13 protein-coding genes are annotated in these 16,502 nt (G+C 74.0%); 5 read left to right on the forward strand and 8 right to left on the reverse strand.

Annotated features, from left to right (window positions below; all coding sequences use genetic code 11):
- Positions 1-22 precede the first annotated feature (22 nt).
- Positions 23-1,747: a fatty acyl-AMP ligase gene (locus AQJ66_RS04760; protein ID WP_061917033.1), complete on the reverse strand. Its 1,725-nt coding sequence runs from the start codon at positions 1,745-1,747 to the stop codon at positions 23-25.
- A 434-nt stretch (positions 1,748-2,181) separates the two neighbouring features.
- On the opposite strand from AQJ66_RS04760, the gene AQJ66_RS04765 reads away from it, so the two are divergent.
- Positions 2,182-3,276 (forward strand): baeRF3 domain-containing protein, encoded by a 1,095-nt coding sequence (locus AQJ66_RS04765; RefSeq protein ID WP_061917036.1) that lies wholly within the window; start codon positions 2,182-2,184, stop codon positions 3,274-3,276.
- A gap of 92 nt (positions 3,277-3,368) precedes the next feature.
- Positions 3,369-4,385, forward strand: a complete 1,017-nt coding sequence (locus AQJ66_RS04770) for a Gfo/Idh/MocA family protein (RefSeq protein WP_061917039.1) — start codon at positions 3,369-3,371, stop codon at positions 4,383-4,385.
- A gap of 29 nt (positions 4,386-4,414) precedes the next feature.
- On the opposite strand, the gene ssgD is transcribed toward AQJ66_RS04770, so the two are convergent.
- Positions 4,415-4,828: a spore wall synthesis regulator SsgD gene (ssgD, locus tag AQJ66_RS04775; RefSeq protein WP_061917042.1), complete on the reverse strand. Its 414-nt coding sequence runs from the start codon at positions 4,826-4,828 to the stop codon at positions 4,415-4,417.
- 348 nt (positions 4,829-5,176) lie between these two features.
- Between ssgD and AQJ66_RS04780 the strand changes: the two genes are divergently transcribed.
- On the forward strand, positions 5,177-6,610 hold the full coding sequence (locus AQJ66_RS04780; protein ID WP_061917043.1) for a PP2C family protein-serine/threonine phosphatase: 1,434 nt from the start codon (positions 5,177-5,179) through the stop codon (positions 6,608-6,610).
- Positions 6,611-6,622: 12 nt separating this feature from the next.
- On the opposite strand, the gene AQJ66_RS04785 is transcribed toward AQJ66_RS04780, so the two are convergent.
- Positions 6,623-8,119 (reverse strand): DNA-binding protein NsdB, encoded by a 1,497-nt coding sequence (locus AQJ66_RS04785; RefSeq protein ID WP_061917046.1) that lies wholly within the window; start codon positions 8,117-8,119, stop codon positions 6,623-6,625.
- Between the two features lie 312 nt (positions 8,120-8,431).
- Here AQJ66_RS04785 and AQJ66_RS04790 point away from each other — a divergent pair, with 312 nt between their 5' ends.
- Together AQJ66_RS04790 and AQJ66_RS04795 are read left to right on the forward strand one after the other, a co-directional pair.
- Positions 8,432-9,577 (forward strand): aminoglycoside phosphotransferase family protein, encoded by a 1,146-nt coding sequence (locus tag AQJ66_RS04790; protein WP_061917049.1) that lies wholly within the window; start codon positions 8,432-8,434, stop codon positions 9,575-9,577.
- A 288-nt stretch (positions 9,578-9,865) separates the two neighbouring features.
- Positions 9,866-11,836, forward strand: coding sequence for an N-acetylmuramoyl-L-alanine amidase (locus AQJ66_RS04795; RefSeq protein ID WP_061917052.1), 1,971 nt, complete (start codon positions 9,866-9,868; stop codon positions 11,834-11,836).
- A 9-nt stretch (positions 11,837-11,845) separates the two neighbouring features.
- Here the strand turns inward: AQJ66_RS04795 and AQJ66_RS04800 are convergent, their stop codons facing one another.
- The 5 genes from AQJ66_RS04800 to AQJ66_RS04820 all read right to left on the reverse strand — a co-directional run bounded on the left by AQJ66_RS04800 (position 11,846) and on the right by AQJ66_RS04820 (position 16,331).
- Complete coding sequence (locus AQJ66_RS04800; RefSeq protein WP_061917055.1) at positions 11,846-12,343, reverse strand: glycosyltransferase family protein; 498 nt, start codon at positions 12,341-12,343, stop codon at positions 11,846-11,848.
- A 72-nt stretch (positions 12,344-12,415) separates the two neighbouring features.
- Complete coding sequence (locus tag AQJ66_RS04805) at positions 12,416-13,318, reverse strand: universal stress protein (RefSeq protein ID WP_061917058.1); 903 nt, start codon at positions 13,316-13,318, stop codon at positions 12,416-12,418.
- Between the two features lie 151 nt (positions 13,319-13,469).
- Positions 13,470-13,712 carry a DUF397 domain-containing protein gene (locus tag AQJ66_RS04810; protein ID WP_061917061.1) on the reverse strand — a complete coding sequence of 81 codons (243 nt, stop codon included), beginning with the start codon at positions 13,710-13,712 and terminating at the stop codon, positions 13,470-13,472.
- Positions 13,713-13,909: 197 nt separating this feature from the next.
- Complete coding sequence (locus AQJ66_RS04815) at positions 13,910-14,746, reverse strand: alpha/beta fold hydrolase (RefSeq protein ID WP_061918263.1); 837 nt, start codon at positions 14,744-14,746, stop codon at positions 13,910-13,912.
- 88 nt (positions 14,747-14,834) lie between these two features.
- The gene (locus tag AQJ66_RS04820) at positions 14,835-16,331 is read right to left on the reverse strand and encodes an acyl-CoA synthetase (protein ID WP_061917063.1); all 1,497 of its coding nucleotides are present in this window, start codon (positions 16,329-16,331) and stop codon (positions 14,835-14,837) included.
- Between the last annotated feature and the right edge of the window lie 171 nt (positions 16,332-16,502).

Consider the following 16,502-nt stretch of genomic DNA (forward strand, 5'->3'; position numbering starts at 1 on the left):
GCCGCACGGGCCGGACGCGTCGTCAGTCCAGGGCGGGCGCGGTCACCACGGAGAGGGTGCCGTCGACGTACGCCGTCCGGGTGGCGCCGCGCTGGATCTTCCCGCTGGAGGTCTTGGGGATGGTGCCGGCCGCTACCAGGACGACGTCGTGCACGGCCAGACCGTGGGCCTCGCCGACGGCGCTGCGGATCAGGTCGGTGATCTTCTCGGCCTCGCCGGCGGTGTCCGGGGCGATCTCGGCGACCACGACGGCCCGTTCGCCGTCCGCCCCAAAGTCCACGGAGAACGCCGCGGTGCAGCCGGGACGCAGGGCGGGGTGGGTGAGTTCGGCGGTCAGCTCCAGGTCCTGCGGGTAGTGGTTGCGGCCGTCGACGACGATGAGGTCCTTGAGCCGGCCGGTGACGAAGAGTTCGCCGCCCCGCAGCAGGCCGAGGTCGCCGGTGCGAAGGAACCGGCACTCGCGGTCGGGCAGTTGCGCCCGGAAGGTCTCGCGGGTGGCGAGCGCGTTGCGCCAGTAGCCCTTGGCGACACTGGCTCCGCCCACCCAGATCTCGCCGACCTCGCCCTCGGGAAGTTCCTGGCGGCGTTCGGGGTGGACGACGGCCACGCTCACGCCGGGACCGGGCCGGCCGCAGCTCACGGCGGCTGCGTCGGCCTCCCCCGCGTTCGGGGTGCCGTCCGCGGCGGCGAGCAGGGTGGGCGGGGCGCCGACGGTGCCGCCGGTGACCATCAGAGTGGCCTCGGCCAGCCCGTAGCAGGGGTAGAGGGCCTCGCGGCGGAAGCCGGCCGGGGCGAAGACGTCGGCGAAGCGGCGCAGGGTGGCGGCGCGCACCGGCTCGGCCCCGTTGAACGCGACCCGCCAGGAACCGAGGTCGAGGCCGTCGAGGAGGTCCGGGTCGGCGTGCTTCAGGCAGAGTTCGTAGGCGAAGTTGGGGCCGCCGCTGGTGTGCGGGCGGTAGCGGGAGACGGCGGCCGGCCAGCGGGCGGGCCGCTGCAGGAAGTGCAGCGGGGAGAACAGGGTGGCGGTGGCGCCGAGGTGGACCGTGTTCAGGACCGGGCCGATGAGCCCCATGTCGTGGTAGACGGGCAGCCAGCTGACGAACAGCTCGTGGTCGTACGCGGCGATCGTCTCGGGCGTGTGGCCCATGCGTTCGGTGATGACCCGCTGGTTGTCCAGCAGGTTGCCGTGGGTGACGACGACGCCGCGCGGGGCGGCGGTGGAGCCCGAGGTGTACTGCAGGAACGCGACGTCGTCCGGACCGGTCAGGGGCGGGCGCCAGGCGGCGGCCGCCTCGTCGGGTATGTCCTCGGTGGCGATCAGGGTGATCCCGTCGAGTTCGGGCAGGTGCGCGGCGAGGCCGTCGAGCGAGGCGATCACCTCGCGGCCGCCCAGGACGACCCGGGCGTCCGCGTCGGCCATCAGGCGCTTCATCCGGGTCAGCGCGCGGTGGTTCTGCGACCGCCCCTGCGGGGGCACGCCGGGTACGGCGACCACGCCGGCCGAGAGGCAGCCCAGGTAGGCGGAGATGAACTCCAGGCCGGGCGGGTGGAGCAGCATGGCGCGCGAGCCGGTCAGGCCGCGCTCCTGCAGCCAGGCGGCGACGGCCCGGGAACGGGTGGCCAGCCGGGCGTAGGTCAGTTCCTGGATCTCCCCGTCGCAGTCGCCCGTGACGAGGTAGCGGTAGGCGACGCGGTCGGGATGGTTCGAGGCGTGCGCGGTCAGTAAGTCGACCAGGGAACGTGCCATGGGACGAGTCTCACCTGTCTGCATGGGTGGACGGGGAGACGGAGTTCGCGAAGCGTCGCACGAACGCTTCCGAGCCGTGGCGGGCCCGGCTCCATCGCCGGGTCGTCGCGCTCGACCCCACACCGGGAAGCCGTGGGTCGACGGCTTCTCGTGATTCCCCCCGCGGCAGCCGTGCGCCACCGACACCCAGACCATAGCAAGTCCGTCTGATCGAAATGACGAACGAGCGTAAACGCTTCGTATCCAACGGAGTTGAAGAACCTGACGGTGTGTGACAGGCGCGTGAACGAAGGCCTCCGCCCTCGGGCGTCATTGCTCTCGCGCCCCCTCCTGCCGACTCGCTCACACAGCGCATGCGATCTACGACACACCGCTGCCCGGTGGGGCGAATCGCCCCGAATGCCGGACAGCTGATTCCGCCCTATCGTGCTGTCATGGAGCACGCACTGAGTCCCGCAACCCTCGCCGAACTGCGGCGCCCGCGTCCCTACCCGGCGGTGTCCGTGCTGACGCCGACGCACCGCCGCGAACCCGAGAACGGCCAGGATCCGGTCCGGCTGCGCAACGTGGTGACCGAGGCCAAGAAGCGGCTGGAATCCGACCCCGAGGTCACCCGGGAGCGGCGCGCCGAGGTCGTCGCACAACTCGACCGCGCGTTGTCCGAGGTCGACCTCACGCACGCCGAGGACGGCCTGGTCATCTTCGCCGCGCCGGGAGAGCACCAGGTCTGGTCCCTGGCCCGCAGCGTCCCCGAGCGGGTGGTGCTCTCGGACACCTTCCTCACCCGCAACCTGGTCTCCGCGCAGGCCGCCGAGCGGCCCTTCTGGGTGCTGTCGGTGTCCGCGGACCGCGCCACGCTGTGGAGCGGCGGCGACGGCCGGGTGGTGGAGGACCGCGCCGGCGGCTTCCCGCTGATCCGCAGCAGGCCGAACTTCGACGCCGAGCGCCAGATGCGGGTCGGCGACATGCCGAGCACGTTCCGCGACGAGGGCACGCGCCACTTCCTGCGCGAGGCGGACACCCGCCTCGGCACGGTCCTGCGCGACCATCCGCGTCCGGTGTACGTCACCGGGGAGCAGGCCGCGCTGTCCCTGCTGGACGAGGCCGGCAGCGTCGCCCGGTCCGCCGTCCACGTCCCGCACGGCGGGCTGGCGAACGCCGGGCCCGAGGCCGTGTGGCAGGCGCTGGAGCCGGTCCTGGCGGCGGAGGCGCACCGGGACACCACGGAGGTGATCCGGGAGCTGATCTCGGCGCGCGGGCACAAGACCTTCGCGGCCGGGGTGGACGAGCTGTGGCAGACCGTCCGGGAGGGCCGCGTCCGGCTCCTGGCGGTGGAGGAGAACTTCCGCGCGACCGTCCGCGACGAGGGCGGCCACCTCCTCCCCGCGGAGCCCGGCGAAACGGGCGCCCGCGACGACATCGTGGACGAGATCGTCGAGCGGTGCCTGGAGACCGGCGCCGAGGTGCGCTTCGTCCCGGACGGCACGCTCGGCGACGCGAGCGGGATCGCGGGGGTGCTGCGGTACTGACGCGGAGAAGCCGCGGGCCCGGAAGCCCCGGTTCCGGCGCTCCCTCCCCGGCGTACGCTACGGCGTGATCGTCGCGGAGAGGGAGCGTGCGCATGGCCGACCTGCTGGGTGTGGCGGTACTGGGTGCCGGCCACATGGGAGCCGATCACATACGGCGCCTCGATCAGGTGGTGAGCGGCGCCAGGGTGGCCGCCGTCGCCGACCCCGACGTCGAGCGCGCGAAGGACGCGGTGGCCGGTCTGGCCGGGGTCACCGTGCACACCGACCCGGAGGCCGCACTCGACGCGCCCGGCGTGTCGGCGGTGCTCGTCGCCTCCCCCGGACCCGCGCACGAGGAGGCGCTGCTCGCGGCCTTCGCGCGGGGTCTGCCGGTGCTGTGCGAGAAGCCCATGGTGCCGGACTCCGCCGGCGCGCTGCGGGTCGTGGAGGCCGAGGCGCGGCTCGGCCGCAGGCTGGCCCAGATCGGCTTCATGCGGCGCTACGACAGCGAGTACCGGCGCCTGAAGTCCCTGCTGGACGAGGGGAGCCTGGGCCGCCCGCTGATGCTGCACTGCACCCACCGCAACGTCTCCTCCCCCGCCGGCTTCACCAGCGCCATGCTGGTCGACAGCTCCGTGTCGCACGAGATCGACGCGGCCCGCTGGCTGCTCGGGCAGGAGCTGACGGCGGTGACCGTGCTGCGTCCCGCGTCCTCGTCGGGCGCGCCCGAGGGCCTGGCCGATCCGCAGTTCGTGCTCCTGGAGAGCGAGGGCGGCGTGCTGGTCGACGTGGAGGTCTTCGTCAACTGCGGCTTCGGCTACCAGGTGCGCTGCGAGGCCGTGTGTGAGGCGGGCAGCGCCCGGATCGGCGACGAGCACACCATGGTGGTCACCGCCCGGGGCAGCGCCGCCGAGGAGGTGGCCCAGGACTACCTGGTCCGCTTCGCCGGCGCCTACGACCGCGAGGTGCGGGCCTGGGTGGACGCCACCCGGCGCGGCGAGGTCACCGGCCCGGGCGCCTGGGACGGCTACGCGGCCTCCGTCGTCGCCGAGGCGGGGGTCGGGTCGCTGGAGACCGGGGGCCGGGTGAGGGTCGAACTGGCCCCGCGCCCAGCGCTGTACGGCCGCTGACGGCCGCGGCCTCCGGGTGCCGCACCGGCTCACACCCCGCCGAACAGCGCGCTCAGCCCCCGCTCCACCACCGCCGCCACGTTCTCCTGCCCGGGCGGCACCACGGCGTAGGTGTGGAGCAGGAAGCGGCGCAGCGCCGAGTTCGGGAACTGGATCAGGGCGAGGCCGCAGGGCGAGTGGAACTCCAGCACCGTGCGCGTGCGGTCGTACGGCCATATCTGCACGTCACCGTGGCCGGCCGGGGCGCGCAGGCCCTGTTCGAGCAGGGCGCGCGCGAAGGTCCAGGTGACCTCGTCGCCCGAGAGGGTGGCCTCGGACGGGAAGTCCACGAAGACGGCGAGCGGATCGTCGGGCGTGTAGCGCAGGGTGGCCGGCACCGGGACCTCCTGGTCCTCGGCGGTGATGAGGCGGGCGTGGGCGGGCTGCTCGATGACGGTGTCCATGCCATTAAGGAGTCCGCCGGGGCCGTTTCCAGGACGTCAAATCCGGTCAGAGTTGGCGCGGATCGAACGGTCACCGCCTCACGGGAATGCCAGAGCGTCGAACAGGCGGCTGAGTGCGCCTCCGGAACCCTCACCCCGTCCGTCAAGTCCCGTAGTCCGACTACGACTTGGGCGGTCTCGCGGGTAAGGGGCCCGTACCCTGGAAGCACGCCGTCAAGACTCTGGCATATGCCGAAAGCACCACCGTATCGTGTGTCGCCGAATCCCTTACAGGGCGTGGCCGGCTGTGCAACAGTCGTAACGGTCCCTCCGTCACCCTTGCCGTACCGTCCCCCTCCGGAGTGCGTCATGCCGTCCCCAGTCTCCGCGGACCGCCCGTCCGCCCATCCCCCCGGGCGCGGCTCGGTCGAGGCGCTGATCACGCAGACGCGGCGGCTCAAGGGCGACGTGGACGCCGTACGGCGGGACACGCGGAACGACGGTTCGGACCTCCAGGAGCGCTGGCAGCGGGCCCTGTACGACCTCGCCCTGCACCAACTCGACGACCTGGACGCGCACTTGGCGCAGCTCAGGGACGGCCCCGAGCCCGCGCCCGAGGAGCCGCCCGGCGCCCCGGCCGGCCACGCCACGCCTGCCGCTCCCGCACACGGCTCGCTGCTCAGTCGCGTCGGCAGCGCGGAGTGGAACCTGCTCACGGACGAGGCCAGTTGGTCGGGCGAGCTGTACGGCATCCTGGGCCTCGACCCGGCCGCCCCCGCGCTCACCCTGGACGAACTGCCCTCCCTGGTACCGGAGGAGGACCGGCCGAAGCTGACCGCGATGGTCACGGACTGCCTGGTCGACGCGAGGCCCGTCGACGGCGAGTTCCGGGTCCTGCGCCCGGACGGCTCCGAACGGACCGTGCACATGATGGGCGAGCCCGTGCTCGGCGCCGACGGCAGCACCGCCTCGATGTGGGCGGTGCTGCGCGACGTCAGCGAACTGCGCCGCCACCGGCGGACGGTGCGCGAGACCGAAGACTCGCTGCGGCGTGACCGCGGCCGGGCGCGGACCGAGCAGCGGCTCGCGGCCGAACTGCGGGAGGCCGTGCTGCCGCCCTGGCGCGGCTCCCTGCGCCTCCCGCACCAGGGGCCGGCCACCCTCGACCTCGCAACCCACCGCATCCTCCCGGCCGCGACGCGACTGCCGGCCGGCGGCGACTGGTACGACGCGCTGGAGCTGTCCGACGGCACCACCCTGCTGAGCGTCGGCGACCTCACCGGGCACGGGGTGGCCGTCGCCTCCGGCATGGCGATGCTGCTGGGTGCCGTGCGCGGCATGGCGATGACCGGCACCCCGCCCGGCCAACTGCTCCACCTGCTGAACCAGTTACTCGACGCCACCGTGCAGCCCGCTCTGGGCAGCGCCGTGTGCTGCCACTACCGGCCCCAGTCCCGCACCCTGGTCTGGGCGCAGGCCGGTCACCCCGCCCCGCTGCTGTACCGCGACGGAACGGGGCGTCCGCTCGAGGCGCCGGACGGTGTCCTGCTCGGTGCCACCACGGGTGCCGTCTACGGGCAGGCCGAAGTGACCCTGGAGCCCGGCGACCTCCTGCTGCTGCACACCGACGGACTGGTGTCGGGGCAGAGCGGTGCGGACGCCGTGGACCGCCTGCTCGGCCTCGCCCCGCGTTTCGGCGCGGCGCGCGGCGCGCAGGACTGTGTGCGCACGGTCGTGGAGGAGTTCGGCGGAGAGGACCGCGAGGACGACGCCTGCGTGCTCGTCGCCCGGGTCACCGGCTGACCCCGGCGGGGTTCAGGCCTGTGCGCTGCCGCCCTCGCTCTTCCCCCGCTGCGGGGGCAGCACGAGCCGGATCTCCTCCCGCAGTTCGTGGATCTTCGGATAGCCGGCGTACTCGGCGGTGAGCCGGTACATCTGCCGCAGCCGGTCCCAGGTGCGGCGGGAGGAGTTCGAGCCCATCGACATCAGGGCGAGCCGGGCGTAGCGGTCGGCCTGCTCCGGGTCGTCGGCGATGAAGCACGCCGAGGCCATGGAGAGATGGTCGAAGATCTTCGACCGCTCCCGTCCGTCGACCCGGAGGGCCAGGGCCTTCTCCGCGTAGTACTGGGCGTGCGTGGCCGCGGCCGGGTCGAACTCCGCGAGGGTGCGGTAGGCCAGGGCCTGCATGCCGTACAGATCCTCGTCCTTGAAGGTCTGCATCCAGTCCGGCGGTTCCACGTCCTCCCGGTCGGAGACGAACAGGTCCTCCGCCCGGCCCAGCGTGCGGCGCATCGCCTGGCCCTTGCCCATGGACGCCTGCGCCCAGGCCTCGATGGTGTGGAACATGGCCTTCGTACGCGGCTGCAGGCGATCCCCGGCACCGGACTGGGCGAGCTTCATCAGGTCCAGCGCGTCGCCGGGCCGGCCGAGGTGGACCATCTGACGGGCCGCCCGGGACAGGGCTTCGCCGGCTCTCGGCCGGTCACCGCCCTCGCGGGCGGCATGGGCGGCGATGACGAAGTACTTCTGTGCCGTGGGCTCCAGGCCGACGTCGTGGGACATCCAGCCGGCGAGGACGGCGAGGTTGGCGGCGACGCCCCACAGGCGCCGCTGGAGATGGGGTGGATGGTGGTAGGCGAGCATGCCGCCCACCTCGTTGAGCTGGCCCACGACCGCCTTGCGCTGGAGCCCGCCGCCACGGGCGGCGTCCCAGGCGCGGAACACTTCGACCGAGCGCTCCAGTTCCTCGATCTCCTGCGACCCGACGGGGGCGGCCTCGTAGCGGTCGAACCCGGCGGGGTCGGCGTGCAGGGGATCGTCGAGAGCGGGGGCGTCGGCCTTCAGGGTGGGGTCGGTGTGCAGCCAGTCGTACATGGCGCTGCTGAGTGTGGATCCCGCGGCGAGCGCGGCACCCGCGCCCACCAAGCCGCGTCGGTTGAGCATGAGGTCCATTCCCGTGAATTCGGTGAGGACCGCGGCGGTCCGTTCGGGCGCCCACGGCACGCCGTCGGGATGTTCCGCATTCCCGTCGCCCTGCCGTTTCCCCGCGCGCCCGTGCCGGACCAGACCGAGGTCCTCGATGGTCACGACACGGCCGAGACGCTCGGTGAACAGGGCCGCCAGCACCCGCGGCACCGGATCGCGCGGGATCTCTCCCATGTCGATCCACCGCCGCACCCGCGAGGTGTCGGTCGACAGCTGGGGGTGGCCCATGGCCGCCGCCTGCTTGTTGACCAGTCTCGCGAGTTCGCCCTTGGACCAGCCGGCCAGGCCGAACAGGTCCGCGAGGCGGGTGTTGGGTTGTCCGCTCACGTCAAGCCCCCAGGTTCTCGGCTGAGTTGACAGTAGCCCCGTGGAGGTTGCCGAGCGAGTATTCGCCAGGGTTCGCCAGGGTGCGCCAGATGGTGTGCCACTGGGCATCGGGTGTCGAGTAGGAACGCGCCACCCCGACCCGGTCGCCACCCTCGTGTGACGGCATATGACGGACACACTCCCCAGGGTGTGCCCGGGCGGCCGGGCCGGGTGGGCGCAGGCACGAACGAGCGGCGGGCGCGGCAGCGCCCGCACTCGGCACATGGACGTACAGGCAGGCACCGCAGGCACACGAAGGGATCTGTATCTCCCATGTACGCAGCATCATCCTCCGTGTCCGCTCCGCCCCGGCCGCTGCGACCCCGCCCCGCGGGCGGCGGACCGTACCTCGACCCGGCGGCGCGGGCGGCCGCGCCGGTGCTCGGCGCGGGCCGGCCGCGGCGCGCCCCGGGGCAGCCCGGCTCCCAGCCGCTCAGCGGGAGGCTCGACCTGTCCGGTCCCCAGGGAGCGCAGCTGCGCACCGCGATCGCCTCGGTGCACCGCATCTGCCCGGAGTTCGCTCCGATCCAGGTGCTGCGCCGCAGCGGGCGGTCCGTCCTCCTGGTGGGGACGACGGGGCGGAGCACGGCCGTGGCCAAGTGTCTCCTCGACCAGTCGCCGGCCTGGGCGGAGCGGATCCGCCACGAAATAGCCGCATACCGCTCCTTCGTCCGGCACCGGCCGCCGGTGCGGGTGCCCAGGCTGATCGCGGCGGACCCCGACAACGGCACCCTGGTCATCGAGCGGATGGCGGGGCGGGTGGCGGCGCTGCAGCGGCATCCGGTGGAGGCGCCGCCCCGGCCGGACATCCGGGCCGCGCTCGGCGCGATCTGCCGGCTGAACGCCTGGCGTCCCCCCGCGGGCACCTTCGACGCCCCGCTGGACTACGCGGCCCGCATCTCGCGGTACCACGAGCTGGGTCTGCTGACCGACCGGGACCTGGGCGACCTGCAGAAGCTGCTGCACGGCATCGCGCACGCGGCGGGCCGCCAGGGGATGGGCCAGTTCTGCCACGGCGACGCCCTGCTCTCCAACATGCTGCTCTCACCGGCCGGTCCGGTGCTGGTGGACTGGGAGCACGCGGGCTGGTACCTGCCGGGATACGACCTGGCGACGCTGTGGCTGGTGCTCGGGGACGCGCCGGTGGCCCGGCGCCAGATCAGCCAGATCGCCCAGTCGGCGGGCCCGGCCTCCCGGGACGCCTTCCTGGTGAACCTGATGCTGCTGCTGACCCGGGAGATCCGCACCTACGAGACGGCCGTGCAGCGGTCGATGCACGACCCGGCCCCGGCGGCACCGGGCACGGCCCACCCGGGCGCCGCGCCCTGCGGCGAGGAACAGCGGCTGCTGCTCCGGCGGTTGCACGACGACTGCCAGCTGGCCCGGCGGGCCGTTCGCGCGGCGGTCGGCACTCGCTGACGGGGACGACGGATCCGCGGTGCGCCCGAAGCGGCGGCGCACCGCGGATCCTCGTGCGTCCGGGTGCGCGCGAGGACGTCCGGGCCCATGGCTGCCGCGGATGCACTGGTATATGCCACTGACGCCCCGCAGGCCCGTGGGCCACCGCCCCGAAACTCGCCGAACCCCTCTGTGACATGGGAAATCGCCTCGGCGGAGGCATCATTGACGGATCGTCGGCAAGCCGGTAGCACTGACCCAGCCCGGCGCCCCGCGCCCCGCCACGCCCGCCCGTCACAGGAGGCCGCATTGCGAGGATCCGCCACCGCCCCCACGTCCACGCCCGGCCACAGACATCTCAGACGGACCGCGGGCACGCTCGCCTCCGCCGCGCTGCTGCTGCCGCTGCTCGCCGCGGCCCCGGCCGAGAGCGCCCCGGTGCCCCCGGCCGGCCGGCTGCAGAGCGCCTTCGCCGACGCGGCCGCCGAGTACCACGTGCCGCAGAGCGTCCTGCTCGGCGTCTCCTACCTCCAGTCCCGCTGGGACGCGCACGCCGGGGCGCCCAGCGTGTCCGGCGGCTACGGCCCGATGCACCTGACCGACGCGCACACGGCGCTCGCCACGACCGAGCACTTCGCCGACGGCACCGAGGACGCGCGCGGCGACAGCGCCCGCGCCGCCCGGCACCCCGGCATCACGGTGCCGGCGGACTCCGCGCTCCCGGCCCGCCTGAAGACCCTGCCCCGGGCGGCCGAGCTGACCGGCATCCCGGCGGCCGAGCTGCGCACCGACCCGGCGGCCAACGTCGCGGGCGGCGCGGCACTGCTGGCCGCCGCGCAGAAGGACCTGGGCGAGCCGCTCAGCAGCGACCCGGCCGCGTGGTACGGCGCGGTGGCCCGCTTCTCCGGCGCCGACGACACGGCGACGGCGGCGGCGTACGCGAACGACGTCTACGACGTCCTGCGCACGGGCGAGGCGCGCACCACGGACGACGGCCAGCGGGTGACCCTGGCCGCCCGGCCGGATCTGGCCGCCGACACCTCCCATCTGCGGCGCACCGGTCTGCGCACGGTCCCGGCGGACGGCGCGGAGTGCCCGAAGTCGGTGTCCTGCGAGTGGATCCCGGCCCCGTACGCCCAGTTCGGCAACGACGACTACGGCAACCACGACCTCGGCGACCGCCCGGTCTCGCAGCGCATCAAGTACATCGTGGTCCATGACACCGAGGGCACGTGGGACGGGGTCATGAAGCTGATCCAGGACCCGACCTACGTGTCCTGGAACTACACCATCCGCTCCACCGACGGCCTGATCGCCCAGCACGTCAAGGCGAAGGACGTGGCCTGGCACGCGGGCAACTGGGACGTCAACGCCCGGTCCGTCGGCATCGAGCACGAGGGTTTCCTCACCTCCCCGGACGCCTGGTACACCGAGGCGATGTACCGCTCCTCGGCCCGGCTGGTGAGGTACCTGGCCCACCGGTACGGCATCCCGCTGGACCGGCAGCACATCCTGGGCCACGACAACGTGCCCGGCCCGACCGCCTCGACCGTCCCCGGCATGCACACCGACCCGGGCCCCTACTGGGACTGGCGGCACTACTTCGAGCTGCTGGGCCACCCCTTCCGGCGCACCGGCGACCGGCACTCCGCGCTGGTGACGATCCTGCCGGACTACGCGGCGAACCAGCCGGTGTACACGGGCTGCACCACCAAGGGCGAGCCGTGCCCGGCGCACGGCTCGAGCGAGGTGCGGCTGTACTCCGACCACGACGAGAGTGCCCCGCTGATCCAGGACATCGGCCTGGGCACCGCGCCGACCGACGGGGTCAACGACCTGTCCTCCCGGGTCTCCACCGGGCAGCAGTACGCGGTCGCCGACCGCTGGGGCGACTGGACGGCGATCTGGTACCTCGGCCAGAAGGCCTGGTTCGAGAACCCGCGCGGGCAGCGGACGGCCGTGCCGGCGTCCGGCCTGGTCGTCACCCCGAAGGACGGCCTGGCGAGCATCCCGGTCTACGGCAGGGCGTACCCGGAGAAGGCGGCATACCCGGCAGGGGTCCCCGCGCAGTCGGTGGTGCCGCTTCGGTACACCATCCCGGCCGGCCAGCGGTACGTGGTCGGTGACGTGATGCCCGGCGAGTACTACTACGCGGTCACCTTCACCCCGGACTCGCACCGGGTCGTGATCGGAGACGACCTGTACTACGAGATCCAGTACGGCCACCGGGTGGCGTTCGTCCGCGCCGCGGACGTCCGGCTGGAGGGATCGGCCGGCTAGGCCCTGCCGTCAGCCCTGCTGGAAAAGCTCCGCCGGGAGCGGCTTCAGCAGGGCGTACAGGTCGTCGGTGATGGGGCGGTCCCAGGCGGCGATGGTGACGAGGACGCCGTCGCTGCGGTCGAACTGGACGCAGGAGATCCGGCCCTCGGAGAGCTTGAGGCGGCGCACGATCAGCAGGTTGTCGCCCTGCAGCACGGGGGTGTCCTCGACCCCCACGACGGTGACCTCCTCGTCGTTCTCCAGCGCGAGCAGCAGCTGGCCCACCTCGAAGGGGATCTCGCCGTCGGCGACCTCGCGGGCCGGGGAGCCCTCCGGGAGGTTGCCGATGATCATGGCGGGGCCGCGGCCGCCGAAGAGGTCGTAGCGCAGGAAGACCCCCTGGCAGGTGCCGTCGGGGGCGGGCAGCAGACCCGCGCCGAGGTTGCCCGGCCAGTCGCCCGGGTCCATGGCCAGCACGTCGAATTCGGGTCCGGCGGGGGTGGCGCTGCGGCGGCGGAGGAACGACATGCGGCCATGGTACGTGCCCCCACAGACCGGCGACGCCCGGACGCCCGTCCGGGTCCCGCCCCGGCGGGAACCTCACTCCTCCGGAGGTGACGGGGGGACGACGGCGACCGGGCAGGCGGCGTGGAGCAGGACGGCCTGGGTGACCGAGCCCATGAGGCGGGCGGGGGCGAGCAGGCGGCGGCGGTGGCGGCCGACGACGACCAGGTCGGCGTCGCGGGAGGCGGCGACGAGGTGGCCGGCCGCGTCGCCGGCCAGGATCCGGACGTCGGCGCGGACCGCCGGGTGCCGCTCGCGGTGCGGGGCGAGGAAGCCCTCGGCGAGGGAGCGGGTCTCCCGCTCGACGGCGTCCTGGTCGACCGGGGGCGGCACGAGCCGGCCGGGCGCGGACCAGGTCTGCACCGGCCACGGGTAGGCGGCGACCGCCTCCAGGCGGGCCTCGCGCCGGGCGGCCTCGGCGAAGGCGAAGCCGAGGACGGCCTCGTCGGGGCTGTCGGCGTGCAGGCCGACGACCACCCGGGGACCCGGCTCGGCGGGCTCCTCCCCGTGCACCTCGCGGCCGGGCCGGGGCACGACGACCACGGGGCACTCGGCGTCCCGCGCCGCGGCGAGCCCGTTGGAGCCGAGCAGCAGGCTCGCGAAGCCGCCCCGGCCGCGCGAGCCGAGCACCAGCAGCTGGGCGTCCGCGCCGAGTCCGGGCAGCACCGCGCCCGGTACGCCCTCCAGGGCGAGGTACTCCGCGGCCGGGGCGTCCGCGCGGTCCCGCAGCCGGGCGCGCACCTCGTCGATCACGGGGTCGCCCCCGGCGTCGGGCGGCCCGGCGACCAGGACGTCGGCCTGTCCCCAGGCGGCGTACTGCCGTACGTGCACCACCCGCAGCGGGGCCGCGCGGCGGCGGGCGGCGTCCAGGGCCCATTCCAGGGCGCGCAGACTGTCCTCGGATCCGTCGACCGCGGCGACGACCGGCGCCGTGCTCATCGTGGCCCACCTCCGGAACGCGATCTTCCCCCTTGCCCGGGCCGGCCCCGCTCAGGCGCCGGCCCGCGCGGGGCGCTGCTGATCGCGTGTCCGGAATTCCGCGGGGAACACCCCGGTGCGGCTCCCGGCGCCGGATCGCTCGGCTGATCGCTCAGGTGAGGTCGAACTCCCCTTCCCTCGCCCCGGACACGAACGCGCCCCATTCCGCGGGTGTGAAGATCAGGGACGGGCTCTCGGGGCGGCCGCTGTTGCGCATCGCGATGAAGCCCTCGACGAAGGCGATCTGGACATCGCCCAGACCTCGGCTGCTGGACTGCCACTCGGCCTCGCTGAGATCCAGCTCCGGCTTGTCCCAGCCCGCGAGCGGCTTGTGCTGGGTGATGGTCTCGGCCACGTCCGTGCTCCTCCCGGTTCGTCGTCCGCGGCCAGCCTAGCGACCGGTCCCTACGGCGGACAGGCCACGTGAGGAGGACTTTCCGGCTGCGGACCCGGGTCGGGGGGCTCGGCTCCCACGAGCCCCGGTGGGCGCCCTGGCAGGGCGGCCGGCTCCCCCTGGCACCGGGGCGCATGCCTTCCGGAACCCGCGGGGACTCACCTGTCCAGGAAGGCGAGCGTGCGGCGCACGAAGTGGTCCGGGTCGTCCAGCCACGGGTAGTGGCCCGCGCCGGGCTGGACGGCGACCTCGGCGTCGGGGAAGGCCTCGGCGGCGCGCCGGACCAGGTCGGGGCGGGGGCCGCCGTCGAGTCCGCCCGCGTACAGCAGGACCGGTGCGGTCAGGGCGGCGAGCGCGGCCCGGGTGGCCTCCGGAGTGAAGGCGCCCTCGGCGAAGTACCGCTCGCCCGCCTCGTCGTTGGTCTGCTCGTCGGCGGCCGCGTCGTGGCGGCGGGCGGTGTCGTCCCAGCGGCCGTAGAAGAACGGCATGAAGACCTCGTCGAAGCCGCCCTCGCCGGCCAGCCAGGCCTCGAACGCGGGGAACGCCTCGGCGAACCACGGCTCGTGCGCCCGCAGCCGCGCCGCGGCCAGCCGCTCCTCGGGAGTCGCCCGCAGGCCGAGGGCGGAGGGGTTCGGGGTGATCAGCAGCAGCCGCCGGACCCGGTCGGGGTGGCGGGCCGCGTAGAGGATCCCGAGGCAGGCGCCCGCGGAGTGGGCGAGCAGGTCCATGCGCTCCAGGCCCATGTGGTCCCGCCACGCCTCCACGTCGTCCACCAGCCGGTCGCAGCGGTACGTCGCCGGGTCGGCCGGGATCGCCGAGTCCCCCGTGCCGCGCAGGTCCAGCAGGGCCAGCCGGCGGTGCTCGGCGAGGCCGCCCAGGTCACCGAGGCAGGCGGAGGCGCGCATCGGGCCGCCGGGAAGGACGGCGAGGGGCGCGCCCGCACCCCGGAGGTGGTAGGCGAGCCGGGTTCCGTCGGCGGCGGTGAAGGCGGGCATGGGGTTGATCATCCGGGGCCCGCCCGGCCGCGCGCAACGCCTTTGCGTCGTCCGGCGCCGGAACCGACCCGGGAGGGGCGGCGGCCCGCTAAGCCCCGAACCGGTCCCGCAGTTCCCGCTTGAGGATCTTGCCGCTGGCGTTGCGCGGCAGTTCGTCGACGAACAGGACCCGCTTGGGCGCCTTGAACGCGGTGAGCTTGTCGCGGACGTGGGCGACGAGTTCGTCCTCGGTCACCTCGCCGCGCGGGACGACGACGGCGGTGACGGCCTCGATCCACCGCTCGTCGGGCAGGCCGATCACGGCGGCCTCGGCGACGGCCTCGTGGGTGTAGAGCGCGTCCTCGACCTGGCGCGAAGCCACCAGCACGCCACCGGAGTTGATGACGTCCTTCACCCGGTCGACGATCGTGAGGTAGCCGTCCGCGTCGCGCACCGCGAGGTCGCCGGAGTGGAACCAGCCGTCCCGGAAGGCCTCGGCGGTCTCCTCGGGCTTGTTCCAGTAGCCCTCGCACAGCTGCGGTGAGCGGTAGACGATCTCGCCGGGCGTGCCGTCGGGCACGTCCGCGCCGGTCTCGTCCACCACGCGGGCGTCCACGAACAGGACGGTACGGCCGCAGGAGGCCGGCCGGCCCTCGTGCTCGTCGGGGCCGAGCACGGTGGCGAGGGGGCCGATCTCGCTCTGCCCGAAGCAGTTGTAGAAGGCGAGCTTCGGCAGCCGTGCGCGCAGCCGCTCCAGCACCGGAACGGGCATGACCGAGGCGCCGTAGTACGCCTTGCGCAGCCCGCCGAGGTCGCGGGTGGCGAAGTCGGGCCGGTTCGCCAGGCCGATCCACACGGTGGGCGGCGCGAACAGGCTGTCCACGCGGCCCTCCTCGATCAGGCCGAGGAGCCGGTCCCCGTCCGGGGCGTCCAGGACGAGGTTGGTCGCGCCGACGGCGAGGTAGGGCAGCAGGAACACGTGCATCTGCGCCGAGTGGTACAGCGGCAGGGCGTGGGCGGGCCGGTCGCCGGCGCTGAGGTCGAGGGCGGTGATCGCGCTCAGGTACTCGTGCACGAGGGCCCGGTGGGTCATCATCGCGCCCTTGGGCAGGGCGGTGGTGCCGGAGGTGTACAGCAGCTGCACCAGGTCCTCGGTGCGCGGCTCCGGGCCCGCGTACGCGGGGGTGCCCGCCAGCCGGGCGAGGAGGGAGCCGTCGGCGTCGCGCAGCGGCAGGACGGCCGCCTCGCCCGGCAGCCGGCCGGTCAGGTCCGGGTCGGCGAGGACCAGCGTGCTGCCCGACTGGCCGACGAGGTACGCCAGGTCGTCGCCGGTCAGGTGCTGGTTGACCGGCACGTGCACCAGGCCCGCGCGGGCGCAGGCGAGGAAGGCGATGAGGTAGGCGTCGGAGTTGTGGCCGTAGGCGGCGACGCGGTCGCCGGGAGCGAGCCCTTCGGCGAGCAGGACGGCCGCCGCGCGGGAGACCGCCTCGTCGAGGTCCTCGTAGGTCCAGGAGCGTTCCCGGTACGCGAGGGCGACCCGCGCGGGGGTGCGCCGCGCGCTGCGTCGCAGGACTCCGTCGACCGTGCTTCCGTGCCCAGGCGTCATGGCACCCGATCCTCGGTCTGCCGCCCGACGCGGTCAAGTTGGCCGCCCTGCCCGAACGCGCCGGGCAGGCTCCACCGGTGGTACGCCGACGGGAACCGGCTCACCCCCGCACGCTCCCTCCTGAGAGTGATGTGCGTGCAGCGGTCTTGTCCCCGACCGCATGGCCCTACT

Source organism: Streptomyces bungoensis (assembly GCF_001514215.1).
Classification (GTDB): Bacteria; Actinomycetota; Actinomycetes; order Streptomycetales; family Streptomycetaceae; genus Streptomyces; species Streptomyces bungoensis.